We start from the raw sequence: 22,277 nt of genomic DNA on the forward strand, positions 1-22,277 counted from the left end.
TCTGATGACAGCGTCCGAAGCGACCGAGTCGGTGCCCCATGACCGGCTGCCGCAAGCACTCGACGGGCCCCTCTTCCCGGCCGCGACGATCCCCGAGCTGTTCGACCGGCAGGTCAGGGCCACGCCGGATGCTGTGGCGCTGGCGGGAGACGGGGTATCGCTGAGCTACCGGGAGGTCGGTGAGCAGGCGGACCGGCTGGCGCGTCTGCTCGTCACGCGCGGGGTCGGGCCGGAGTCGGTGGTGGCCGTCGCGCTGCCCCGGTCGGCGCAGCTGTGGATCGCGATGCTGGCGGTGGTCAAGGCGGGCGGCGCGTATCTGCCGCTCGACTCCGCCTACCCGTCCGAACGGATCGCCTTCATGGCCGAGGACTCCCGCGCGTGCCTCGTCATCGCCGACGCGCGATCCGCAGCGCGGCTGCCCGAGCTGTCCGCTCCGGTCCTGGACCCGGACGACACCGTGGAGGAACCCGGCTCCGGCGGTGCCGTGCCGGGTCCGCTCTCGGTGACGAACACGGCGTACGTCATCTACACCTCCGGTTCCACGGGGCGACCGAAGGGGGTCGCGGTCACACACCGCGGCCTGTCGACGCTGCTCGCGTCGCAGACCGACCGGCTGCGGGTGACGCCGGAGAGCCGCGTGCTGCAGTTCGCGTCACCGAGTTTCGACGCCTCCGTCTGGGAGATGTGCATGGCGTTGCTGTCCGGCGCGACCCTCGTGGTCGCTCCGGCGGACCGGCTCGGTCCGGGGGCTCCGCTGGCCGAGACGCTCGACGACAACCGCGTCACCCATGTGACGCTTCCGCCACCGGTGCTCGCCGCGATGCCCGCCGGTGCGTTGTCCACCGTCGAAACGCTGGTCGTCGCCGGAGAGGCGGCGTCGCCGGAACTGGTCGACGCCTGGGCACCGGGCCGGCGGATGATCAACGCGTACGGGCCGACCGAGACCACGGTCTGCGCCACGATGAGCGCACCGCTGACCGCCGACGGCCGGGTGCCACCGATCGGCGGCGCGATCCAGGGGTTCCGGGTGTACGTGCTCGACGCCGGACTGCGACCCGTACCGCCGGGCGCCCTCGGTGAGCTGTACGTCTCCGGTGCCGGCCTGGCGCGCGAGTATCTGGGCCGTCCGGGGCTGACCGCCGAACGCTTTCTCGCCTGCCCGTCCGGCCGGCCCGGCGAGCGGATGTACCGCACCGGCGATCTCGTGTCCTGGACGGACGACGGCGATCTGGTGTTCCGGGGCCGGGCCGATGCCCAGGTCAAGATCCGCGGTCACCGCATCGAACCGCGCGAGATCGAGGCCGTGCTGTTGGCTCACCCCGGAGTCGCCCAGGCGGCGGTGCTCTCCCGCCCCGGCCGCGGGGCCGGCGGCAACCAGCGACTCGTCGCGTACGTGGTCCCGGCCGACGCGCCGGAGGCCGGGACCGGCGGCGCCGCGAAGAGCGAGATCGTGTTCGAGTCCGGGTTCGGTCCCGGTGAGTTGCGCGACTTCGCGGCCCGGCGGCTGCCCGGTCACATGGTCCCGGCCGCGGTAGTCGTGCTGGACCGCCTGCCGTTGACGCCCAACGGGAAGCTGGACGTGAAGGCTCTGCCCGAGCCGCGGTTCGCCGGCCGGGAGTACCGTGCGCCGCGCACACCGGTGGAGGAAATGCTGGCGGCCGCATTCGCCTCGGTGCTCGGGCTGGACCGGGTCGGCGTGGACGACGACTTCTTCGCCCTGGGCGGCGACAGCATCCAGTCGATCCAGGTGGTGTCTCGGGTGCGGGCGGACGGTGTCGAGCTGAGCCCTCGGTCGGTCTTCGAGCACCGGACGATCGCCGAGCTGGCCCGTGTCGCGTCGGAGCGGGCCGGCGGGCCGGTACTGGCCGAACTGGAGGGTGGTGGCACCGGGCGGCTGCCGCTCCTGCCGGTGGCACGGTGGATTCGCGGCTGGGGGCCGGGCTTCGGTCGCTTCGCCCAGGTCATGATGGTGGATCTGGCCGCGGACGCCGACCGTGCCGGGCTCACCGCGGTCCTCGACGCCCTCCTGGACCGGCACGATCTCCTGCGGTCGACGCTGATCGGGGACGAACTGGAGGTCGGGCCGCCGGGTTCGGTGACCGCGGACGCGCTGTTGCGGTGTTCCGGGGGCGACTGGCGGGACGAACTCGATGCCGCCACCGGGCGGCTCGCTCCGGAAGCCGGGTCCATGGCGCAGTTCGTGTGGTTCGCCGCGGAGCGCCGGCTGATGGTCTGCCTGCACCACCTCGTGGCGGATGGCGTGACCTGGCGAATCCTGCTTCCGGACCTCGCCGCCGCCTGGACCGACGTCCGGGCCGGCCGGGCACCCGAACTCCGCCCGGTCGGTACGTCGATGCGGCGCTGGGCACACGCCCTGCGGGAGGAGGCGGCGCGGCCGGAGCGCGTGGCCGAGCTGTCCTCCTGGTTGTCCACGGTGGAGGGCCCCGACCCGGTGCTGGGCAACCGGCGGCTGAATCCCGAGGTGGACGTCGTGGCGACCGTGCACCGGACGCGTGTCGATCTGCCGGCCGACGTCACCGAGGCGTTGCTCACCTCCGTGCCCGCGGTGTTCCGCGGCGGGGTCGAGGACGGTCTGGTGGCCGCGCTCGCGACGGCCCTGGCCCGCTGGCGCGGCCGTCGCGGCGTGCACGAGCCCTCGGCGCTGATCCGGTTGGAAGGCCACGGCAGGAACGAGGAGGCCGTGCCGGGTACGGATCTGTCCCGTACGGTCGGCTGGTTCACCAGTGTCCACCCGGTACGGGTCGATCTGTCCGGTATGGACCTCGACGACGTGGTTCTCGGAGGCCCGGCCGCCGGCCGAATGCTCAAGGCCGTCAAGGAGCGGCTGCGGGCGATGCCGGACAAGGGCATCGGATACGGGCTCCTCCGCTTCCTCAATCCGGAGACCGCCGAGGTGCTGCGCCCGCACGGGATCGGCCAGGTCGGTTTCAACTACCTGGGCCGGTACGCCGCGGCCACCGGCGAGGGCGGCTTCACCCCGTCGGCCGGATTCGACGAACTGGCCGAGCTGGACGCGGGCCAGGACCCGCGGATGCCGGCGCCGGCCGAGGTCGATGTCAACGCGAGGGTCACCGACTCTGCCTCCGGCCCTCGGCTGAGCGCCCAGTTCGCCGCACCCGCCGGCGTGCTGTCCCCCGAGGACGTGCGGGAACTGGCGGACGAGTGGTGCTCCGCCCTCCGCGGTCTCACCCGCTACGCCGCACGGACGGGCACCGGCGGACTCACGCCGTCGGACCTTCCGCTGGTGCGCGTGAGCCAGGACGAGATCGACCAGTGGGAGCTGCGGTATCCGGGCCTGTCGGACGTCTGGCCTCCGACGCCGTTGCAGTCCGGGTTGCTCTTCCACTCGCTGCTCGGCAAGGCGGGCTTCGACGCCTACCAGGTGCAGTACTCACTGCATCTGACCGGGCCGGTCGATCCCGGCCGGCTGCGGGTGGCGGCGCAGAACCTGCTGGACCGGCACGCGGCGCTGCGCGCGGCCTTCGTGCCGGACGCGCGCGGTGACCTGGTGGCGCTCGTCGTCGACGGTGTACGGATACCGTGGCGGGAGCTGGACCTGAGCGCGCTGGGCGAGGCGGAGCGCGCGGCGGCGTTCGAGCGGTTCCTGGCCGATGACCTGGCCACCCACTTCGACACGGCCGTGCCGCCGTTGCTGCGCATGGCGTTGGTGACCGTCGGCCCGCAGCGGTTCGAGCTGGTCCTGACCGCGCACCATGTGCTCTTCGACGGCTGGTCGCTGCCGCTGCTGACGCGGGACCTGCTGCACTTGTACGGCGATGCCCCGACGCCGCCGCGCGAGCGCGGGTTCCGGGACTTCCTTCTCTGGCTGTCCCGCCACGACAGCGCCGGGTCCGCGCGGGTCTGGGCCAGGGAGCTGGCGTCCGTTGACGGGCCGACGCTCCTGGCGGCCGGGGCCGAGCCGGACGGCGCGGGCATCGGCCAGGTCGATGTCCCGTTGTCGCGGGACCGGGCCCGGCTGCTGGCCCGCCGGGCGGCCGAGCTCGGCGTCACGATGAACACGGTGGTGCAGGGCGCCTGGGCGGTTGTGCTGGCCCAGCTCACCGGCCGGAGCGAGGTGGTGTTCGGCACGACCGTGGCGGGGCGCCCGCCCGCAGTGCCCGAAGCGGACACCATGGTCGGGGTGTTCCTCAACACCCTGCCCGTGCCGGTGCGGTGCACGCCGGGTGACACCCTCGCCGATCTGCTCGCCGGGGTGCAGCGCCGGCAGGCCGTTCTGATGGATCATCAGCACTGCGGGCTCAGCGACATCCACGCCGCGGCGCAGGTCGGCTCTCTCTTCGACACGATCGTCGGGTTCGAATCGTTTCCGCTGGACCGGGCCGGGATCACCGAGGCGAGCGCGGCGGCCGGGATCACGCTCACCGGATTGCGCTCGTTCACCGCCACGCACTATCCGCTGACTGTCATGGCCATGACGGACGCAATCCATTCGCTGCGGCTGACCGTGCAATACCAGCATGGCGCGTTCGACCAGGACCGCGCCACGACGCTCGCCGCGCTGTTCGGGCGCGTTCTCGGCCGGTTCGCCGGTGATCCCGAGCGGCGGCTGGAAGCCCTTGACGTACTGACCGCCGCCGATGACGCCCTGCTGGTCGAGGAGGCCGGGCCGGGCGCCGAGGCGGACGGCGGCGCCGCGTACGAACCGCCCGGCACCACCGTGGAGAAGCAGTTGTGCGAACTGTGCGCGGAGGTGCTCGAGGTCGAACGCGTCGGCATCCGCGACAGTTTCTTCGCTCTGGGGGGCAACTCCCTGCTCGCCACGCGGCTGATCAGCCGTATCCGCAAGGCACTCGGGGCGGATGTGCAGATCCGCACCGTATTCCAGGCATCCGACATCGCCGAACTGGCACGCACGGTGCAGGCCGCGTCGGCATCGAGTCGGCCTGCGCTGCGCAAGATGAAGAGGAGCGGTCAGTAATGATTCCGTTGTCTTTCGCACAACGCCGGCTGTGGTTCATCGACCGTTTCCAGGGGCCGTCGGCCACGTACAACGTGCCGTTCGTCGTGCGGCTGTCCGGGTCGACCGACGTCTCCGCGCTGCGGTCGGCCGTGCGGGACCTGGTGGCGCGCCACGAGAGCCTGCGCACGCTGATCGTCGATCAGGGCGGGGTCGCCGGGCAGCACGTGCTGTCCTTCGACGAGGTCGTGCTCGATGTCCCGCTCGTCGACACCGGGTCCGTCGAGGACGCGATCGCCGAGGCCTCCGCGTACGAGTTCGATCTGGCCACCGAAATCCCGGTGCGTGCGACGCTGCTGCGGTCCGGTCCGGCCGAGCACCTTCTCGTGCTGCTGATCCACCACATCGCCGCCGACGGTGAGTCGATGGTTCCGCTGGCCCGCGACTTCGCCGCCGCCTACACCGCACGGGTCCGCGGCACCGAGCCGGACTGGCCGGAGCTGCCGGTGCAGTATGTGGACTACACGCTGTGGCAGCGCGAGATGCTCGGCGAGGAATCCGATCCGGACAGTGTGCTGGCCACGCAGGTGCGGTACTGGCGTGACGAACTGGCCGGGGTGCCGCAGCCGGTGCGGCTGCCCGCCGACCGGCCGCGCCCGCCCGTGGCCACCCACCGCGGCGACCTGGTGGACTTCGGGTTCGAGCCGGATGTCATGGTCGCTGTCGAGGAGTTCGCCCGCTCGCGGGAAGCCACCGTGCCGATGGTCATGCAGGCGGCGCTGGCCGTGTGGATGCACCACCTCGGCGCGGGGAACGACATCGCGTTCGGGTCCACGATCGCCGGCCGCACCGATGACCAGCTCGCCGACCTCGTGGGTTTCTTCGTCAACAGCTGGGTGCTGCGGACCGACCTGACCGGCAACCCGTCGTTCGCGACGGTGCTGGACGGTGTCCGCGACAAGGCGCTGGCCGCCTACGACAATCAGGACGCGCCCTTCGAACGGCTGGTCGAGCTGATCAATCCGGAGCGCTCCACCGCCTATCACCCGCTGTTCCAGGTGATGTTCACCTGGGAGGACGAGCCCTGGCTCGACCTGGAACTGCCCGGCCTGACCGCGCGCCTGGAGGTGCGGTCCACCCCCACGGCGAAGTTCGACCTGGAGTTCAACTTCTTCACCGACCCGGCACGGCCCGGACTCCTCTGCTACCTCGAATACGCCACGGATCTGTTCGACCGTGCGACCGCCGAGACATTCGCCGCCCAGTTCACGCGGATGGTGCGCCGGCTGATGGCCGAGCCGGCGGCCCCGGTCGGACTGGTCGATGTGCTGGAGCCGACCGAGCGCGCGCGGCTGCTCGGGTTCAACCCCGGCGCCGTGGCCGTTCCCGAGCTGACCATTCCGCAGCTGGTCGGGCGGCGGGTCGAGGAGACACCCGACGCCGTCGCGGTCGTGGACGCCGACACATCGCTCACCTACGCCGAGCTGAGCGCACACGCCGACCGGGTGGCGGCCGAGCTGCGGGCACGCGGCGTCGGGCCGGAATCCGTCGTCGGGCTGGCTCTGCCGCGCTCGGCGCACCTCGTGACCGGCATGCTCGGCATCCTCAAATCCGGTGCCGCGTACCTTCCGATCGATCCGCGCTACCCCAGCCGACGCCTCGATCTCGTACTCACCGAGGCCCGGCCGCGGCTGATCCTCACCGACAAGGCGACCATCGACGTCCTGCCGTCGGACGACACCCCCGCCCTGTACCTCGACGACCTGGACTTCTCCTCACCGGCGCCGGTCCAGGAAGCCGTGTCGCGCCCGGACAACGTCGCGTACGTGATGTACACGTCGGGGTCCACCGGGACGCCGAAGGGCGTCGCGATCACCCACCGGGACGTCGTGAACGGTGTGCTGCGGCTGGCGTCGGTCGTCGGGATCGAGGCCGGAACCCGGACGCTCGCCGGAACCTCGATCAACTTCGACGTGTCGGTCTTCGAGATCTTCACCACGCTGGCCGCCGGCGGCACCGTCGAGGTCGCCCGCGACGTGTTGGTGCTGGGAGAACGCAACGGATGGAGCGGCGGCGTGCTGAGCACGGTGCCCTCGGTGTTCAGCGAACTGCTCGACCAGGTCACCGGCGAGATCCGCGCCGACGCCGTCGTATTCGCCGGGGAGGCGCTGCCCGCCTCGCTGGTCCGGCGGGTACGCGAGAGGCTCCCCGGCGTTCGAGTGATCAACGCCTACGGACAGAGCGAGTCGTTCTACGCCACGGCATGCGCCATCGACGGCGTCGAAGTCCCGCACGGCGCGAGCGGTGTGTCCATCGGTGCTCCGCTGGGGAACATGCGGGCCTACGTGCTGGGTTCCGGGCTGCTGCCGGTCCCGGCCGGTGTGGTGGGCGAGTTGTACGTGGCCGGGCTGGTCGGCCGGGGATACCACGGACGGGCGGGCCTGACCGCCGACCGGTTCGTCGCCGACCCCTTCGGCACACCCGGCGGACGGATGTACCGCACCGGCGACCTCGCCCGCTGGACCGCCGACGGACAACTCGCATACGCCGGACGCGCCGACGCCCAGGTCAAGGTGCGCGGTTTCCGGATCGAACCCGGCGAAGTCGAAGCGGTGCTGACCGCACACCCCGGCGTCGCGCACGCGGTGGTGACCGTGCACGAAGGCCGCCGCGGAGGCAGGACCCTCGTCGGCTACGTCGTGCCGGTCGACGCCGGCGCCGGCGGGCTCGGCAGCGTGGACAGCCTGGGAGAGCTGGACGTCGACCTCACCGCCGGGGTGTCCACGAGGGACCTGCGCCGGTTCGTCTCGGCACGGCTGCCGGAGTACATGGTGCCCTCGGTGTTCATGGTGCTGGACCGGCTTCCCCTGGCGCCCAACGGCAAGCTCGACCGCACGGCGCTGCCCGCGCCGGAGTTCACCGGCGCGGAGTACCGGGCGCCGGCGTCGGAGGCCGAGGAGATCCTGGCCACGGTGTACGCCGAGGTGCTCGGGCTCGACCGGGTCGGCGTGGACGACGACTTCTTCGCCATCGGCGGCGACAGCATCCGCTCCATCCAGGTGGTGTCACGGGCCCGCACCCAGGGAGTCGAGATCACCCCGAAGGCGATCTTCGAGCTGCGGACCGTCGCCGAACTCGCCGAGTCCGCGAAACCCTCCGGCACGCCCGACGCGGTCCTGACGGAGCTGCCCGGCGGCGGCACGGGACAGTTGCCGCTGCTTCCCGTCGCCCGGTACATCACGGAACTCGGCGGGGGCGACCGGTTCTCGATGTCGATGTTCGTCGACCTCCCTGCGGGGATCGACGCGGAGGGCCTGCGCGCGACGCTGGCAGCCGTGTTCGACCGGCACGATGCGCTGCGCGCGCGGCTGGGCGACGGCCATCTGGACGTGGCGGCGCCGGGGTCGGTGGACGTCGCGCCCCTGATCCGCCGGGTCGCCTGCACAGGGCGCTGGGACGAGGCGTGGCGGGAGCGGGCAGCGGCCGAACTGGAGGCGGCCACCGACCGCCTGGACCTCGCCGCCGGGGTGATGGCGCAGTTCGTGTGGTTCGCCGGTCCGGAGTCCGGGCGGCTGCTGATCGTGCTGCACCACCACCTCGTGGACGGCGTCTCCTGGCGCATCCTGCTGCCCGACCTCGCCGCGGCGTGGGAGAGCGTGCGCGCCGGCGGGACGCCCGAGCCTGCGCCCGTACCGACGTCGCTGCGCCGGTGGGCGCACGCTCTGGTGGATGCCGCGGCCGAGCGGCAGGACGAACTCCCCCTGTGGCGTTCGGTGGTGTCAGGCCCGGACCCCCTGCTGGGCGCGCGGCGCCTCGACCCCGCGGTGGACGTCATGTCCACCGTGGAGCACGTCTGGCTCCGGCTGCCGGAGACGGTCACCGAAGCGCTGCTGACGACGTTGCCGGGAAGGTTCCGCGGAGGAGTCGACGACGGTCTGCTCACGGCGCTTTCGCTGGCGGTCGCCCAATGGCGCCGGACCCGCGGGGTCGCGGAGCCATCGGTGCTGCTCAGGCTGGAGGGGCACGGCCGGGAGGAGCAGATCGTGCCGGGCGCGGACCTCTCGCGCACGGTCGGCTGGTTCACCAGCATGTACCCGGTCAGGCTCGATCTCGCCGGAATCGACCTCGACGAGGCGTTCGCCGGCGGACCGGCTGCGGGCCGTGCCGTCAAGGCGGTCAAGGAACAGTTGCTCGCGGTGCCCGACAAGGGCATCGGCTACGGCCTGCTGCGCCACCTCGCACCGGAATCGGCCGCCGTGCTGCGCCGGTACCCGACCGGCCAGATCGGCTTCAACTATCTGGGCCGGTTCTCCGCCACGGACATGCCTGAGGAGCTGCGCGGTCTCGGCTGGACGCAGGCGGCGGACACGGCCGAGCTGATCGCCCGGCCCGACGACACCATGCCCGCCTTGTCCGTGCTGGACATCAACGCGCTGGTCACCGAGACGGCGGACGGTCCCCGGCTGGCCGCGCGGCTCGGCTGTCCCCGTGGCCTGCTCTCGACCGAAGACGTCCAGGAGCTGGCCGACCTGTGGCGGGACGCGCTGACGGCGCTGGCCGGGTACGCCGCGACAGCGGAGGCGGGCGGCCTGACGCCCTCGGACGTGCCGCTGGTGTCGGTCACCCAGGCGGAGCTCGACACATGGGAGCGCCGCTATCCGCAGCTCGCGGACGTCTGGCCGGTCACCGCGATGCAGTCCGGGCTGCTGTTCCACGCGATGCTGGCCGACGCCACCTTCGACGCGTACCAGATGCAGTTGGCGTTCCACCTGTCCGGGCCGGTGGAGCCCGACCGGATGCGGGCGGCCGGTCAGACCCTGCTCGACCGCTACCCGAACCTGCGCGCGGCGTTCGTCACCGACTCCGCCGGCGACCGCGTCCAGGTCGTGCAGCGGCACGTGGACCTGCCCTGGCGGCAGCACGACTTCAGCGGCCTGGGCGAAGAGGAGCGCCGGGCGGCCGTCAAGCGGCTGCTGGCCGAGGACCACGGCACGCACTTCGACCTGGCCACGGCGCCACTTCTGCGTATGCAGCTGGTCAAGCTCGCCGCCGACCGGTGGGAACTCGTCTGCACGGCCCACCACGTACTGTTCGACGGCTGGTCGGTTCCGCTTCTGATGCAGGACCTGCTGCGGCTCTACGCGACGGCGGGCGATGCCCCGGTGCCGTCGCGCCGACGGGGCTACCGCGACTTTCTCGTCTGGCTGGCCGGACAGGACCGCACCGCCGCCTCACGGGCGTGGGCGGCGGAATTCGCCGGGTTGGAGCAGCCGACACTGCTGGCCCCGGCCGAGGACTCCGCGACCGGCAACGCCGGGATCGGCCAGGTGGACCTCGCGCTCGACCCCGGCACCGCCCGTGAGCTGGCCCGCCGGGCCACCGAGCTGGGTATCACGCTGAATACGCTCGTGCAGGGCACCTGGGCGGTGCTGCTTGCCGGGCTGACCGGTCGCGACGACGTGGTGTTCGGTGCGACCGTGTCCGGACGGCCGCCGGAAGTGCCCGAGGTCGATTCGATGGTCGGGCTGTTCATCAACACCCTGCCCGTACGGGTACGCACCGACCCCGGCGAATCGCTGGCCGAGTTGCTCACGGGGCTGCAACGGCGGCAGGCCGCCCTGCTGGGCCATCACCACTACGGGCTCTCCGACATCCACCGGATCACCGATCTCCCCGTCCTGTTCGACACGGTCGTCGTGTTCGAGTCCTACCCGGTCGACCAGGCCGGCATCAGTGCGGCCGGCAGCGCGGCCGGTGTCACGATCACCAGCGTGTCGCCGTTCAGCGGCACGCACTATCCGCTCACGGTGATGGTCACCGCCGAACCGAACCTGCGTGTGGCGCTTCAGTACCAGCACGGCGTGTTCGACCGGGAGACCGTCTCGGGCATGGCCTCGCGTTTCCTGGGCCTGCTGCAGCAGTTCGCCGTTGACCCGGCCACTCCCGTCGGCCGCGTCGACATCCTCACCCCCGGCGAACGGGAACAGGTCGTCACCGGCTGGAACGACACCGCCCACCACGTGCCGGCGCGGACGCTGCACGGCGTCTTCGAGAGCCAGGTCCGCGAAACGCCGGACAACGTGGCCCTGGTGTTCGAGGGAGAGACACTCGACTATGCCCGGTTCAACCAGCGGGCCAACCGGTTCGCGCACTGGCTGGCCGACCACGGGGCCGGGCCGGAGCAGCTCGTCGCGTTGCGCCTGCCGCGGTCGATCGACCTGCTGGTCGCGGTCTACGGAGTGCTCAAGGCCGGCGCCGCGTTCCTGCCGATCGACACCGACCTGCCGTCCGAGCGCGTCGAGTACATGCTCGCCGACGCCGCGCCCGTCCTGACGATCGACGCGTTGCCGGACACTTCCGCGTACCCGGACGACGACCCGGACGTGCGGCTGGCCCCGGACCACGCGGCGTACGTGATCTACACCTCCGGCTCGACCGGGCGGCCCAAGGGCGTGGTGGTGTCGCACCGCTCGATCGGGAACCGGATCGCGTGGGGCCATGGTACGTACGGTCTGGCCGAGAGCGACCGGATGCTGCTGAAGACGCCGATCGGATTCGATGTCTCGCTGCCGGAGCTGTTCTGGCCGCTGCACGTCGGCGCCGGGCTCGTCATCGCGCGGCCGGACGGTCACAAGGACCCCGGCTACCTGGCCCGTCTGATCCAGGAGCAGGGGGTCACCGACGTCGATTTCGTGCCGTCGATGCTCACGGTGTTCCTCGACGAGCCGACCGCGCACCGCTGCACCAGCCTGCGCCGCGTCGAGGCCGCCGGCGAAGCGCTGACGGCCGACCTCGCCGCACGTTTCGCCGAAGTGCTGCCGAACGCCGAACTGCACAACCTGTACGGTCCCACCGAGGCCGCGGTCGAGGTCACGGCCTGGCCGCACCGGCCCGAGCCCGGCGAGGCCGCAGTGCCGATCGGCTCACCGGTGTGGAACACGCGGGTCCATGTGCTCGACGCGGCGCTGCGACCGGTGCCGCCGGGTGTGCGTGGCGAGCTGTACCTCGCGGGCGTCCAGCTGGCACGCGGGTATCTGAACCGGCCGGATCTCACCGCGGACCGGTTCGTGGCCGACCCGTTCACGCCCGGCGGGCGCATGTACCGCACCGGCGACCTGGTCACCTGGCGTCCGGACGGCGCGCTCGTCTACCGGGGCCGGGCCGACTTCCAGGTCAAGGTGCGGGGATTCCGCATCGAGCCCGGTGAGATCGAAGCGGCGCTGCTGGCCCATCCTGGTGTGAGCCGGGCGGTCGCGATCAGCCGCGAGGACCAGCCGGGCGACCAGCGGCTCGTCGCATATGTCGTGCCCGACGCGGACGGCTCCGGTACGGGTGCCGCCGCGCAGGTGGACGAGTGGCAGGAGGTGTACGACTCCACGTATTCCGGCACTGCCACGGCCGCCTGGGGCGAGGACTTCACCGGCTGGAACTCCAGCTACACCGGCGAGCCGATTCCGCTGCGTGAGATGCGCGAGTGGCGGGACGCCGCTGTGCGCCAGGTCCTGGACGGGGCGCCGCGGCGAGTGCTCGAACTCGGGGTCGGTTCCGGGCTGCTGCTCGCGCACATCGTGCCGGAGGTGGAGGAGTACTGGGCCACTGACTTCTCGGCGCCCGTGCTCGACGAGCTGCGGGCACAGGTGGAACGGGCCGGGCACGCCGCGCGTGTGCGGCTGTGCTGCCAGCCCGCCGACGATGTGTCCGGGCTGCCGCTCGAACACTTCGACACGGTGGTGGTGAACTCCGTCGTCCAGTACTTCCCGGACGCGGCCTACCTCGACCGTGTGCTCACACAGGCTCTGGCCCTGCTGGCTCCGGGCGGCCGGATCGTGCTCGGAGACATCCGGTACGGCGGTTCGCTGAGGGTGCTGAAGGCCGCGGCACACCGTGCCCAGCACCCCACGGCGAGGCCTGCCACGATCCGGGCCGCGGTCGAGCAGGCGGTACTGATCGAGAAGGAACTCGTCCTGGACCCCGAGTGGTTCACGCGCTGGGCGGCCGGCCGTCCCGGCGTCGGCGTCGATGTCCGGCTGAAGCCCGGCAGGGCGCACAACGAACTGACCCGGCACCGCTACGAGGTCGTGCTGCACAAGGCGGCCCCGGAGCCCGTGTCCGTGGCGGCGGCCCCGGTGACCGTGTGGGGCCGGCAGGCGACCGACCTCGGGACACTGGCGGAGCTGTGCCGTGCCGCCGGCACCGGGCCGGTCCGCGTCACCCACGTCCCGAACGCCCGGCTGACGGCCGAGGTCGAGGCAGCGGCGGCGGCCACCGTGATCCCGCGCCCGGCCGCGGCCGGACCGGCACTCGATCCCCAGGAGCTGCTGGACTGGGCCGACCGGCTCGGCTGGGGCGCGCTGGTGACCTGGTCCCCGGATGCCGTCGAGTGCTTCGACGCGATCGTGTTCCCGGCAGGCCCGGTCACCGGCCGCGCCGTCACCGGCGCCGTCCCGCAGACCGGGCGGCCCGACCGGGCCCTGGTGAACGACCCGGCCGCCGCCCGCGAGATCGGCACGATGATGACGACGCTGCGCGGTTACCTCCAGGACCGGTTGCCCGAGCACATGGTGCCCGCAGCGATCGTGGCCATCGGCGAGGTCCCGCTGACCGCGAGCGGAAAGCTCGACCGCCGGGCGCTGCCGGTACCCGACTACGCAGCCGCGGTCGGCGGGCGGGCACCACGGACGCCGAAGGAGCAGGCGCTCTGCACGCTCTTCGCCGAGATCCTCGGTCTCGACGCGGTGGGCATCGACGACGACTTCTTCTCCCTGGGCGGGCACTCCCTGCTCGCCACCCGGCTGGTCAGCCGCATACGGACCACGCTGGGCGCCGAGGTGCCGATCGGGCGCGTGTTCTCCTGCCCGACCGTCGCCCAGTTGGCGGAGGAGGTCGCGGCCGGGGTGCCGCCCCGGTCCGAACTGCGCCGGGCGGAGCCGAGGCCCGAGCGGGTTCCGCTGTCGTTCGCGCAGCGCCGGCTGTGGTTCGTCGACCGGTTCGAGGGACCGTCCGCCACCTACAACCTACCGTTCGTACTGCGGCTCGTCGGCGATCTGGACACCGACGTGCTGCGCGCCGCCCTGCACGACGTCGTCGCCCGGCACGAGAGCCTGCGCACCCTGATGGGGGACGCGTCCGGTGTGCCGTTCCAGCAGGTCGTTCCGGCCGCCGATGTCGTCCTGGACCTGCCGGTCACGGCCGTGGACCCGGCCGGTCTCGATGGTGCCGTGGTGGCCTCGGCGTCACGGCCGTTCGATCTGGCTCGGGAGATCCCGGTGCGCTCTGAGGTCTTCCGGCTCGCTCGGCAGAACCACGTGCTGCTGCTCCTGGTCCACCACATCGCCGGCGACGGTGAGTCGATGGCGCCGCTGGCCCGCGACCTGGCGGCCGCGTACGGGGCCCGGCTGGCCGGTGCCGCGCCGGACTGGCCGGAGCTGCCGGTGCAGTACGTGGACTACACGCTGTGGCAGCGTGACCTGCTCGGCGACGAGTCCGACGAGGAGGGGCTGCTGGCGACTCAGGCCCGCTACTGGGAGGCCGAACTGGCGGGCGTCCCCCAGCCGCTGCCGCTGCCGACCGACCGGCCGCGCCCGTCCGTCGGCACACACCGCGGCGATGCCGTGGAGTTCACCGTGGACGCGCGGGTGATGAGCGCCGTCGAGGAACTGGCCCGCGAGCGTGGGGCCACGGTGGCGATGGTGCTGCAAACCGCGCTGGCCGTGCTGCTGCACCGGCTCGGCGGCGGGGAGGACGTGACCATCGGGTCGCCGATCGCGAACCGTACCGATCAGGCCCTGGCCGACCTCGTCGGCTTCTTCGTCAACACGTGGGTGCTGCGGACGGATCTGTCCGGCAATCCGTCGTTCGAGGACCTGCTCGCCCAGGTGCGCGGCAAGGCTCTTGAGGCTTACGACAACCAGGACGCCCCCTTCGAGCGGCTCGTCGAGCTGCTCAACCCCGAGCGCTCGACTGCGTACCACCCGTTGTTCCAGGTGATGTTCGCCTGGCAGAACTTCACCAGGCAGGACTTCACACTGCCCGGCGTCCGGGTGGAGTTCGAGCGGATACGCACAAAAACCGCGAAGTTCGACCTGTTCTTCAACATGGCCGACCTGCCGGACGGGGCTGCGTTCGGCAACCTCGAGTACGCCGTGGACCTGTTCGACCGGGGCACTGCCGAGGCGATCGCGGCCCGGTTCGTACGGGTGCTGGGGAAGCTGGCCGCCGATCCCGGCCAGCGGGTGGGCACGGTCGACATCCTTGATCCGGCCGAGCGCGACCATGTGCTCACGGAGTTCAACCGCGTCACTGCCGAGGCACCGGACCTGACCGTGCCGGAGCTGTTCGACCGGCAGGCCGCCGCATCGCCGGACGCCGTGGCGGTGGAGTGCGAGGGTGTCCGGCTCACATACGCCGAGCTGCGGACGCGGGCCGACCGGATCGCGGCCGCGCTGACGGCTCGCGGGGCCGGCCCGGAGACCCTCGTCGGGCTCGCGATGCCGCGCTCGGCGGATCTGGTGGCCGGTCTGCTCGGCATCCTCAAGTCGGGCGCGGGCTATCTGCCGATCGACCCGCGCTACCCGAGTCGGCGGCTGGGGTTCGTGCTGGCCGAGGCCCGGCCGGAGCTGATCCTCACGGACGCCGCGACCGCGGACGTACTGCCGAGCACGGAGACTCCCGTGCTGTGCGTGGAGCAGATGGACCTTACGGTGCCGGTGCCGGCCCCGGACGCGGCGCTGCACCCGGACAACGTCGCGTACGTGATGTACACGTCGGGGTCCACCGGGACGCCCAAGGGTGTGGCGATCACCCACCGCGGCGTCGTCAACGGTGTCACGCAGCTCGCCGCGCTGCTCGGTGCCGGGCCGGGGACACGGACGCTCGCCGGCACCTCGGTCAATTTCGACGTCTCCGTGTTCGAGATCATCACCACGCTCGCTGCGGGCGGCACCGCCGAGGTGGTCCGCGACGTGCTCGTCCTGGGCGAGCGTGAGCACTGGACAGGCGGTGTGGTCAGCACCGTGCCGTCCGTCTTCGCGGAGCTGCTCGACCAGCTCGACGGCCGTACCGAGGTGGACACGTTGGTGTTCGCGGGCGAGGCGCTGCCCGCCTCGCTGGTCCGGCGGGTGCGCGAGGCGTTCCCCGGCGTCCGTGTCGTGAACGCCTACGGGCAGAGCGAGTCCTTCTACGCCACCGCGTCCGATGTCGCGGGTGAGTACGACGGCGATGCCCCGATCGGTGCTCCGCTGGGGAACATGCGGGCCTACGTGCTGGGTTCCGGGCTGCTGCCGGTCCCGGCCGGTGTGGTGGGCGAGTTGTACGTGGCCGGGCTGGTCGGCCGGGGATACCACGGACGGGCGGGCCTGACCGCCGACCGGTTCGTCGCCGACCCCTTCGGCGCACCCGGCGGACGGATGTACCGCACCGGCGACCTCGCCCGCTGGACCGCCGACGGACAACTCGCATACGCCGGACGCGCCGACGCCCAGGTCAAGGTGCGCGGTCTGCGGATCGAACCCGGCGAAGTCGAAGCGGTGCTGACCGCACACCCCGGCGTCGCGCACGCGGTGGTGACCGTGCACGAAGGCCGCCGTACCGACAGGCATCTCGTGGGCTATGTCGTTCCGGCGGCGTCCGGAGCGGACACGGACGTGGACTTCACCGCCGGGTTGTCGGCCCGCGATCTGCGCTCGTTCGCCGCGGGCCGGCTGCCGGAGTACATGGTGCCCTCGGTGTTCATGGTGCTGGACCGGCTTCCCCTGGCGCCCAACGGCAAGCTCGACCGCACGGCGCTGCCCGCGCCGGAGTTCACCGGCGCGGAGTACCGGGCGCCGGCGTCGGAGGCCGAGGAGATCCTGGCCACGGTGTACGCCGAGGTGCTCGGGCTCGACCGGGTCGGCGTGGACGACGACTTCTTCGCCATCGGCGGCGACAGCATCCGCTCCATCCAGGTGGTGTCACGGGCCCGCACCCAGGGAGTCGAGATCACCCCGCGCCAGGTCTTCGAGCTGCGGACGGTGGCCGAGCTGGCCGCCGCGGCCACCGGGCTCTCCGGACCGGTACTGGCGGAGCTGGACGGCGGCGGCGTCGGGCGGATGCCGTTGCTGCCGGTGGCCCGCTATCTCACGGAGCTGGGTGGCGGCATCGACCGGTTCGCCATGTCCGCCGTGCTGGAGCTGCCGCCGGGCATCGACCGCGACGGACTCGTCGCGACGCTGGCGGCGGTGTGGAACCGCCATGATGTGCTGCGCTCGACGTGGGTGGACGACGGGCTGGAGGTGGGCGCTCCGGGCACGGTCGATGTCGGCGCGCTCCTGCACCGCGTCGAATGCGACGGGAACTGGGACGCGGCATGGTTGCGGACGGCTGCCGGGGAGCTGGACGCGGCCACCGGCCGACTGGACCCGGCTGCCGGGACCATGGCGCAGTTCGTCTGGTTCACCGCGCCCGGCTCGGGCCGGCTGCTGATCGTGCTGCACCACCTGGTCGTCGACGGCGTCTCGTGGCGGATTCTCGCTCCGGATCTGGCCGCGGCCTGGGAGAGCGTACGGGCCGGCGAGCGGCCTGAGCTGCCGGAGGTCGCGACGTCGGTGCGGCGCTGGGCGCATGCCCTCGTGGAAGAAGCCACCGCCCGGACCGGGGAACTGCCGCTGTGGCAGGCCGTTCTCGACGGGCCGGACCCGCTGCTGGGCTCGCGTGCGCTCGACCCGGCGGTGGACGTGACGTCCACGGTGGACCATGTGACGGTCGAGCTGCCGGTACGGGTGACCGAGGCGGTGCTGACGGCGCTGCCTGCGGCGTTCCACGGCGGCGTCAACGACGGCCTGCTCGCGGGACTGGCCCTGGCCGTCACCTGCTGGCGTCGGCGGCGCGGGGTCGATGAATCCTCGGTGCTGGTGCGTCTGGAGGGGCACGGTCGCGAGGAGCAGATCGTGCCGGGTGCCGATCTTTCGCGCACGGTCGGCTGGTTCACCAGCATGTTCCCGGTACGCCTCGATGTCGGACGCGCCGACATCGAGGCGGTGCTCGCCGGCGGACCGGCCGCGGGCACGGTGGTCAAGGCGGTCAAGGAGCAACTGCTCGCCGTGCCCGACAAGGGGATCGGCTTCGGGCTGCTGCGGTACCTGAACCCGGAGACCGCCGAGGTGCTGCGGCCGTATCCGACGGGTCAGATCGGCTTCAACTACCTGGGTCGTTACTCCGCGGCGGACATGCCGGAGCGCCTGCGCGGCCTGGGCTGGGGCCCGGCCGCGGACGCGGCCGCGCTGACCGGCGATCCGGACCCGGACCTGCCCGCCATGTCCGCAGTGGACGTCAACGCCTATGTCACGGACACCGCGGACGGACCCCGGCTGACCGCTCGCTTCGGCTTCCCCACCGGGCTGCTGGCCGAGACCGATGTCCGGGAACTGGCCGCTCTGTGGTGCGACGCGCTCGGCGGTCTGGCCCGGTACACCGCCGAGCCGGGCGCCGGTGGGCTCACCCCGTCGGACGTGCCGCTCGTCCGGGTGACGCAGAGCGATCTGGAGGTCTGGGAACGGAGTTGTCCGGGACTCGCCGATGTGTGGCCGCTGACCACGATGCAGTCCGGTCTGCTGTTCCACAGCAGCCTCGCGGAATCGTCGTTCGACGCCTACCACACGCAACTCGTCTACCACCTGTCCGGCGAGGTGCGTCCGGAACGCATGCGCGCGGCCGGACAGGCCCTGCTCGACCGCTACGCCAACCTCCGGACGGCCTTCGTCCATGACGCGGCCGGTGATCAGGTGCAGCTCGTCCTCGACGACGTGAAGCTGCCGTGGCGGGTGCTCGACCTCCGTGAGGACGACGACCGTGACGAGCTGCTCGCGCGGTTCCTGGCCGAGGACCACGCCGCTCACTTCGACCCCGTCGTGCCGCCGCTGCTCCGGTTGACGCTCGTGCGGATGGGGCCGGAGAAGTCGGAGCTGGTGTTCACCGCGAACCATGTGCTGCTCGACGGCTGGTCGCTGCCGCTCCTGACGCGGGACCTGCTGCTTCTCTACGGCACCGGGGGCGACGCTTCGGGGCTCCCACGGGTGCGCGGCTACCGGGACTTCCTCGTCTGGCTGTCGCGGCGGGACGACGACGAGGGCGCGCGGCTGTGGGGCGGTGAACTCGACGGCGTCCACGAGCCGACGCTCCTCGCGCCGGGTGCCGGTACCGAACAGGGCGGACTCGACCTGGTGGAGGTGCCGTTGCCCGCGGCGACCGCGGCCGCGCTGACCAAGTGCGCCACCGGGCTGGGCATCACGCTCAACACGCTGGTGCAGGGCGTCTGGGGTGTCCTCCTGGGCCGGCTGACCGGCCGGGACGACGTCGCGTTCGGGGCCACCGTGTCCGGCCGACCGCCCGCGGTGCCGGGAATCGACTCGATGGTCGGTCTGTTCGTCAACACACTGCCGGTGCGGATGCGGTACGCGGCGAACGACACGTTCGCCGGACTGCTGACCGACCTCCAACGCCGGCAGGCCGCGCTGATGGACCACCATCATCACAGCCTGTCGGAACTGCACCGGGCCGCCGGCGTGAGCGCGCTGTTCGACACGGTGGTGCTGTTCGAGTCCTATCCGGTCGACAGCGCGGCGATCGCGGAGGCGAACGACGGGGCGGGCGTCAGCATCACCGGAATGAGCACCCTCGGGGGCACGCACTATCCGCTGGTCGTCGGCGCCTCGGCCGACCCGCATCTGCGTATCGGTCTCCAGTACCAGCAGCACGCGCTGGAGCGGTCCGCCGTCGAGCACATCTCCGTTCAGCTCGCCGGGCTGCTGGGCCAACTGGCCGCCGACCCGCACCTGCCGGTCAGCGCTGCCCGTTTGATGGAGCCGAGTGAAGAGGCGCAACTGCTGCGGGAGTTCAACGAGACGACCGCGCCGCTGCCGGATCTGCCCGTGCACGTCCTCTTCGGGCACCAGGCGGCCAGAACACCGGACGCCGTCGCTCTGATCTTCGGCGGAACGTCGGTGACCTACCGCGAGCTGGATGTCCGGGCGAACCGCTTGGCCCACTGGCTGATCGGGCAGGGGGTGCGGCCCGACGACCGGATCGCGCTGCTGCTGCCGCGCTCCGCCGACCTGGTCGTCGCCCTGCTCGGTGTGCTCAAGGCGGGCGCGGCGTACGTGCCGATCGACCCCGGACATCCGGCGTCCCGCGTCGACCTGGTGCTCAGCGACTGCGAACCGGCTCTGGTGCTGAGGGAGCTGCCCGAGGATCTGTCCGGTCGCCAGGACACGGCACCGGCCGTCCCGGTCCCCGGGGACAGCGCGGCCTATGTGATCTACACGTCGGGTTCGACCGGCCGGCCGAAGGGCGTGGTGGTCCCGCACCGGGCGCTGGGCAACCTCCTCGCGTCGATGGGCGAGCTGTTCCCGCTGGACGGTGACGACGTTCTGCTGGCCGTCACCACGATCGCCTTCGACATCGCGGGCCTGGAGATGTACCTTCCACTGCTGGCCGGCGCCAAGGTCGTCCTCGCGTCCGACGAAGCCGTCACCCAGCCGTCCGCGCTGCTTGAACTGATCCGGTCCCACGGGGTGACGATCATGCAGGGCACGCCGTCGTTGTGGCAGATGCTCACCACGCACGATGCCGCCGGCCTGCGCGGCCTGCGCGTGCTCGTCGGTGGTGAGGCCCTGTCGTCCGCCCTGGCCGGGACGCTGCGGTCGGCCGCCGCGGAGGTGACCAATCTGTACGGGCCCACCGAGACCACGATCTTTTCGACGGCCGGACGGGTCGTCGGCTCCGCGGGCGAGCCGCCGATCGGCCGGCCGATCTCCAACACCCGCGTCTACGTCCTCGACGAGTACCTGCGTCCGGTGCCACCGGGCACGGTCGGGGAGCTGTACCTGGCCGGCGATGGCCTGGCGCGCGGCTACTCCCACCGGCCCGGTGCGACCGCCGAGCGGTTCGTGGCCTGCCCCTTCGAGGCCGGAGCCCGGATGTACCGCACCGGTGACCTCGTGCGGTGGTGGCACGGAGGCCGGATCGACTACGTCGGCCGTGCCGACTTCCAGGTGAAGGTGCGCGGGTTCCGGGTCGAGACGGGAGACGTCGAGGCCTCGCTGACCGCGCACCCGGCCGTTGATCAGGCCGTGGTCGTCGCACGGGAGGACCGGCCCGGCGACGTGCGGCTGGTCGGGTACGTCGTACTCACGGGCGACGCCGGGCCGGACGGGTTCACGGGCTTCCTGCGTGAGCGGCTGCCCGCCTACATGATGCCTTCGGCCGTCGTCGTACTCGACCGGATGCCCCTGACGCCCAACGGGAAGGTCGACCGGCGTGCGCTGCCGGCGCCGGACTACGGGGCGGTGGCCGCCGGCCGGGCGCCGCGCACACCGCAGGAAGAGGTCATGTGCGGGTTGTTCGCCGAGATCCTGGGCCTGGACCGGGTCGGAATCGACGACGACTTCTTCGCTCTCGGCGGGCATTCGCTGCTGGCCGGCCGGCTGGTGGCGCGCATCCATACGATGCTCGGCGTCGATGTTCCGATCCGGGTCGTCTTCGCCTCCCCGACCGTGGCGGAACTGGCCGCGCAACTGGCTTCCGGCACCGATGCGGACGGCCTCACCGATCCCTTCGGGGTGGTACTGCCGATACGTACGGGGGGCGACGGCACGCCCTTGTGGTTCGTGCATCCGGGCGTCGGGCTGTCGTGGGCCTATTTGGGCTTCGCCAGGCTGCTCACGGACGACCGCCCCCTCTACGGGATTCAGGCCCGCGGTTTCGACGGTTCACCGGTGCCGGAATCGATCGACGCGATGACGGACGACTATCTGGCGCGCATCCGCGAAATTCAGCCGGAGGGCCCGTATTGCCTCCTGGGGCTGTCCCTGGGCGGTACGATCGCTCACGCAATGGCAGCCGAGTTGCAGCGGCGCGGGCACGAAGTCGAATTGCTCGCGCTGCTGGACTCGGTGCCCAGCACCTGGTTCGCCGGCGAGCAGACACCGGACGCGTCGGAGGTGCGGGACTTCTTCCGCGGCTATCTTCCGCCCCTGGCCGGTATGGACGACGGGGACCGAACGTCGCTGGTGGACAACGCGGCGAGCATCATGGTCCAACACATTGCCATGCTCCAGGAATTCAAGCAGCCGGTGTTCCGGGGCGATGTGCTGTTCTTCAATGCCACCCTGAATCCCGAGGGATCGCATGCTGAACTGTGGAAACCTCTTATCGAGGGATCAGTTCGCGAGTACGCTATTCGCAGCACTCACGTGGACATGTATCTGCCGGGCCCGGCGGCTCAGATCTGCCAGGTCGTCAATCGGCGGCTCGCAGGAAATGAATAATCCTTCTGCCACGAACGGGGCGTAAAATTCTATGGCAA

2 protein-coding genes are annotated in these 22,277 nt (G+C 71.7%); both read left to right on the top strand.

Annotation, left to right across the window (positions count from 1 at the left end):
- Nucleotides 1-4: 4 nt before the first annotated feature.
- Nucleotides 5-4,960: an amino acid adenylation domain-containing protein gene (locus ACIRP2_RS15270; protein ID WP_404250314.1), complete on the top strand. Its 4,956-nt coding sequence runs from the start codon at nucleotides 5-7 to the stop codon at nucleotides 4,958-4,960.
- Nucleotides 4,960-22,239 carry an amino acid adenylation domain-containing protein gene (locus tag ACIRP2_RS15275; RefSeq protein WP_404250316.1) on the top strand — a complete coding sequence of 5,760 codons (17,280 nt, stop codon included), beginning with the start codon at nucleotides 4,960-4,962 and terminating at the stop codon, nucleotides 22,237-22,239. Before ACIRP2_RS15270 ends, ACIRP2_RS15275 begins: the two co-directional genes overlap by 1 nt.
- Nucleotides 22,240-22,277 lie beyond the last annotated feature (38 nt).

It is taken from the genome of Streptomyces sp. NPDC101194 (assembly GCF_044767885.1).
Classification (GTDB): Bacteria; Actinomycetota; Actinomycetes; order Streptomycetales; family Streptomycetaceae; genus Streptomyces.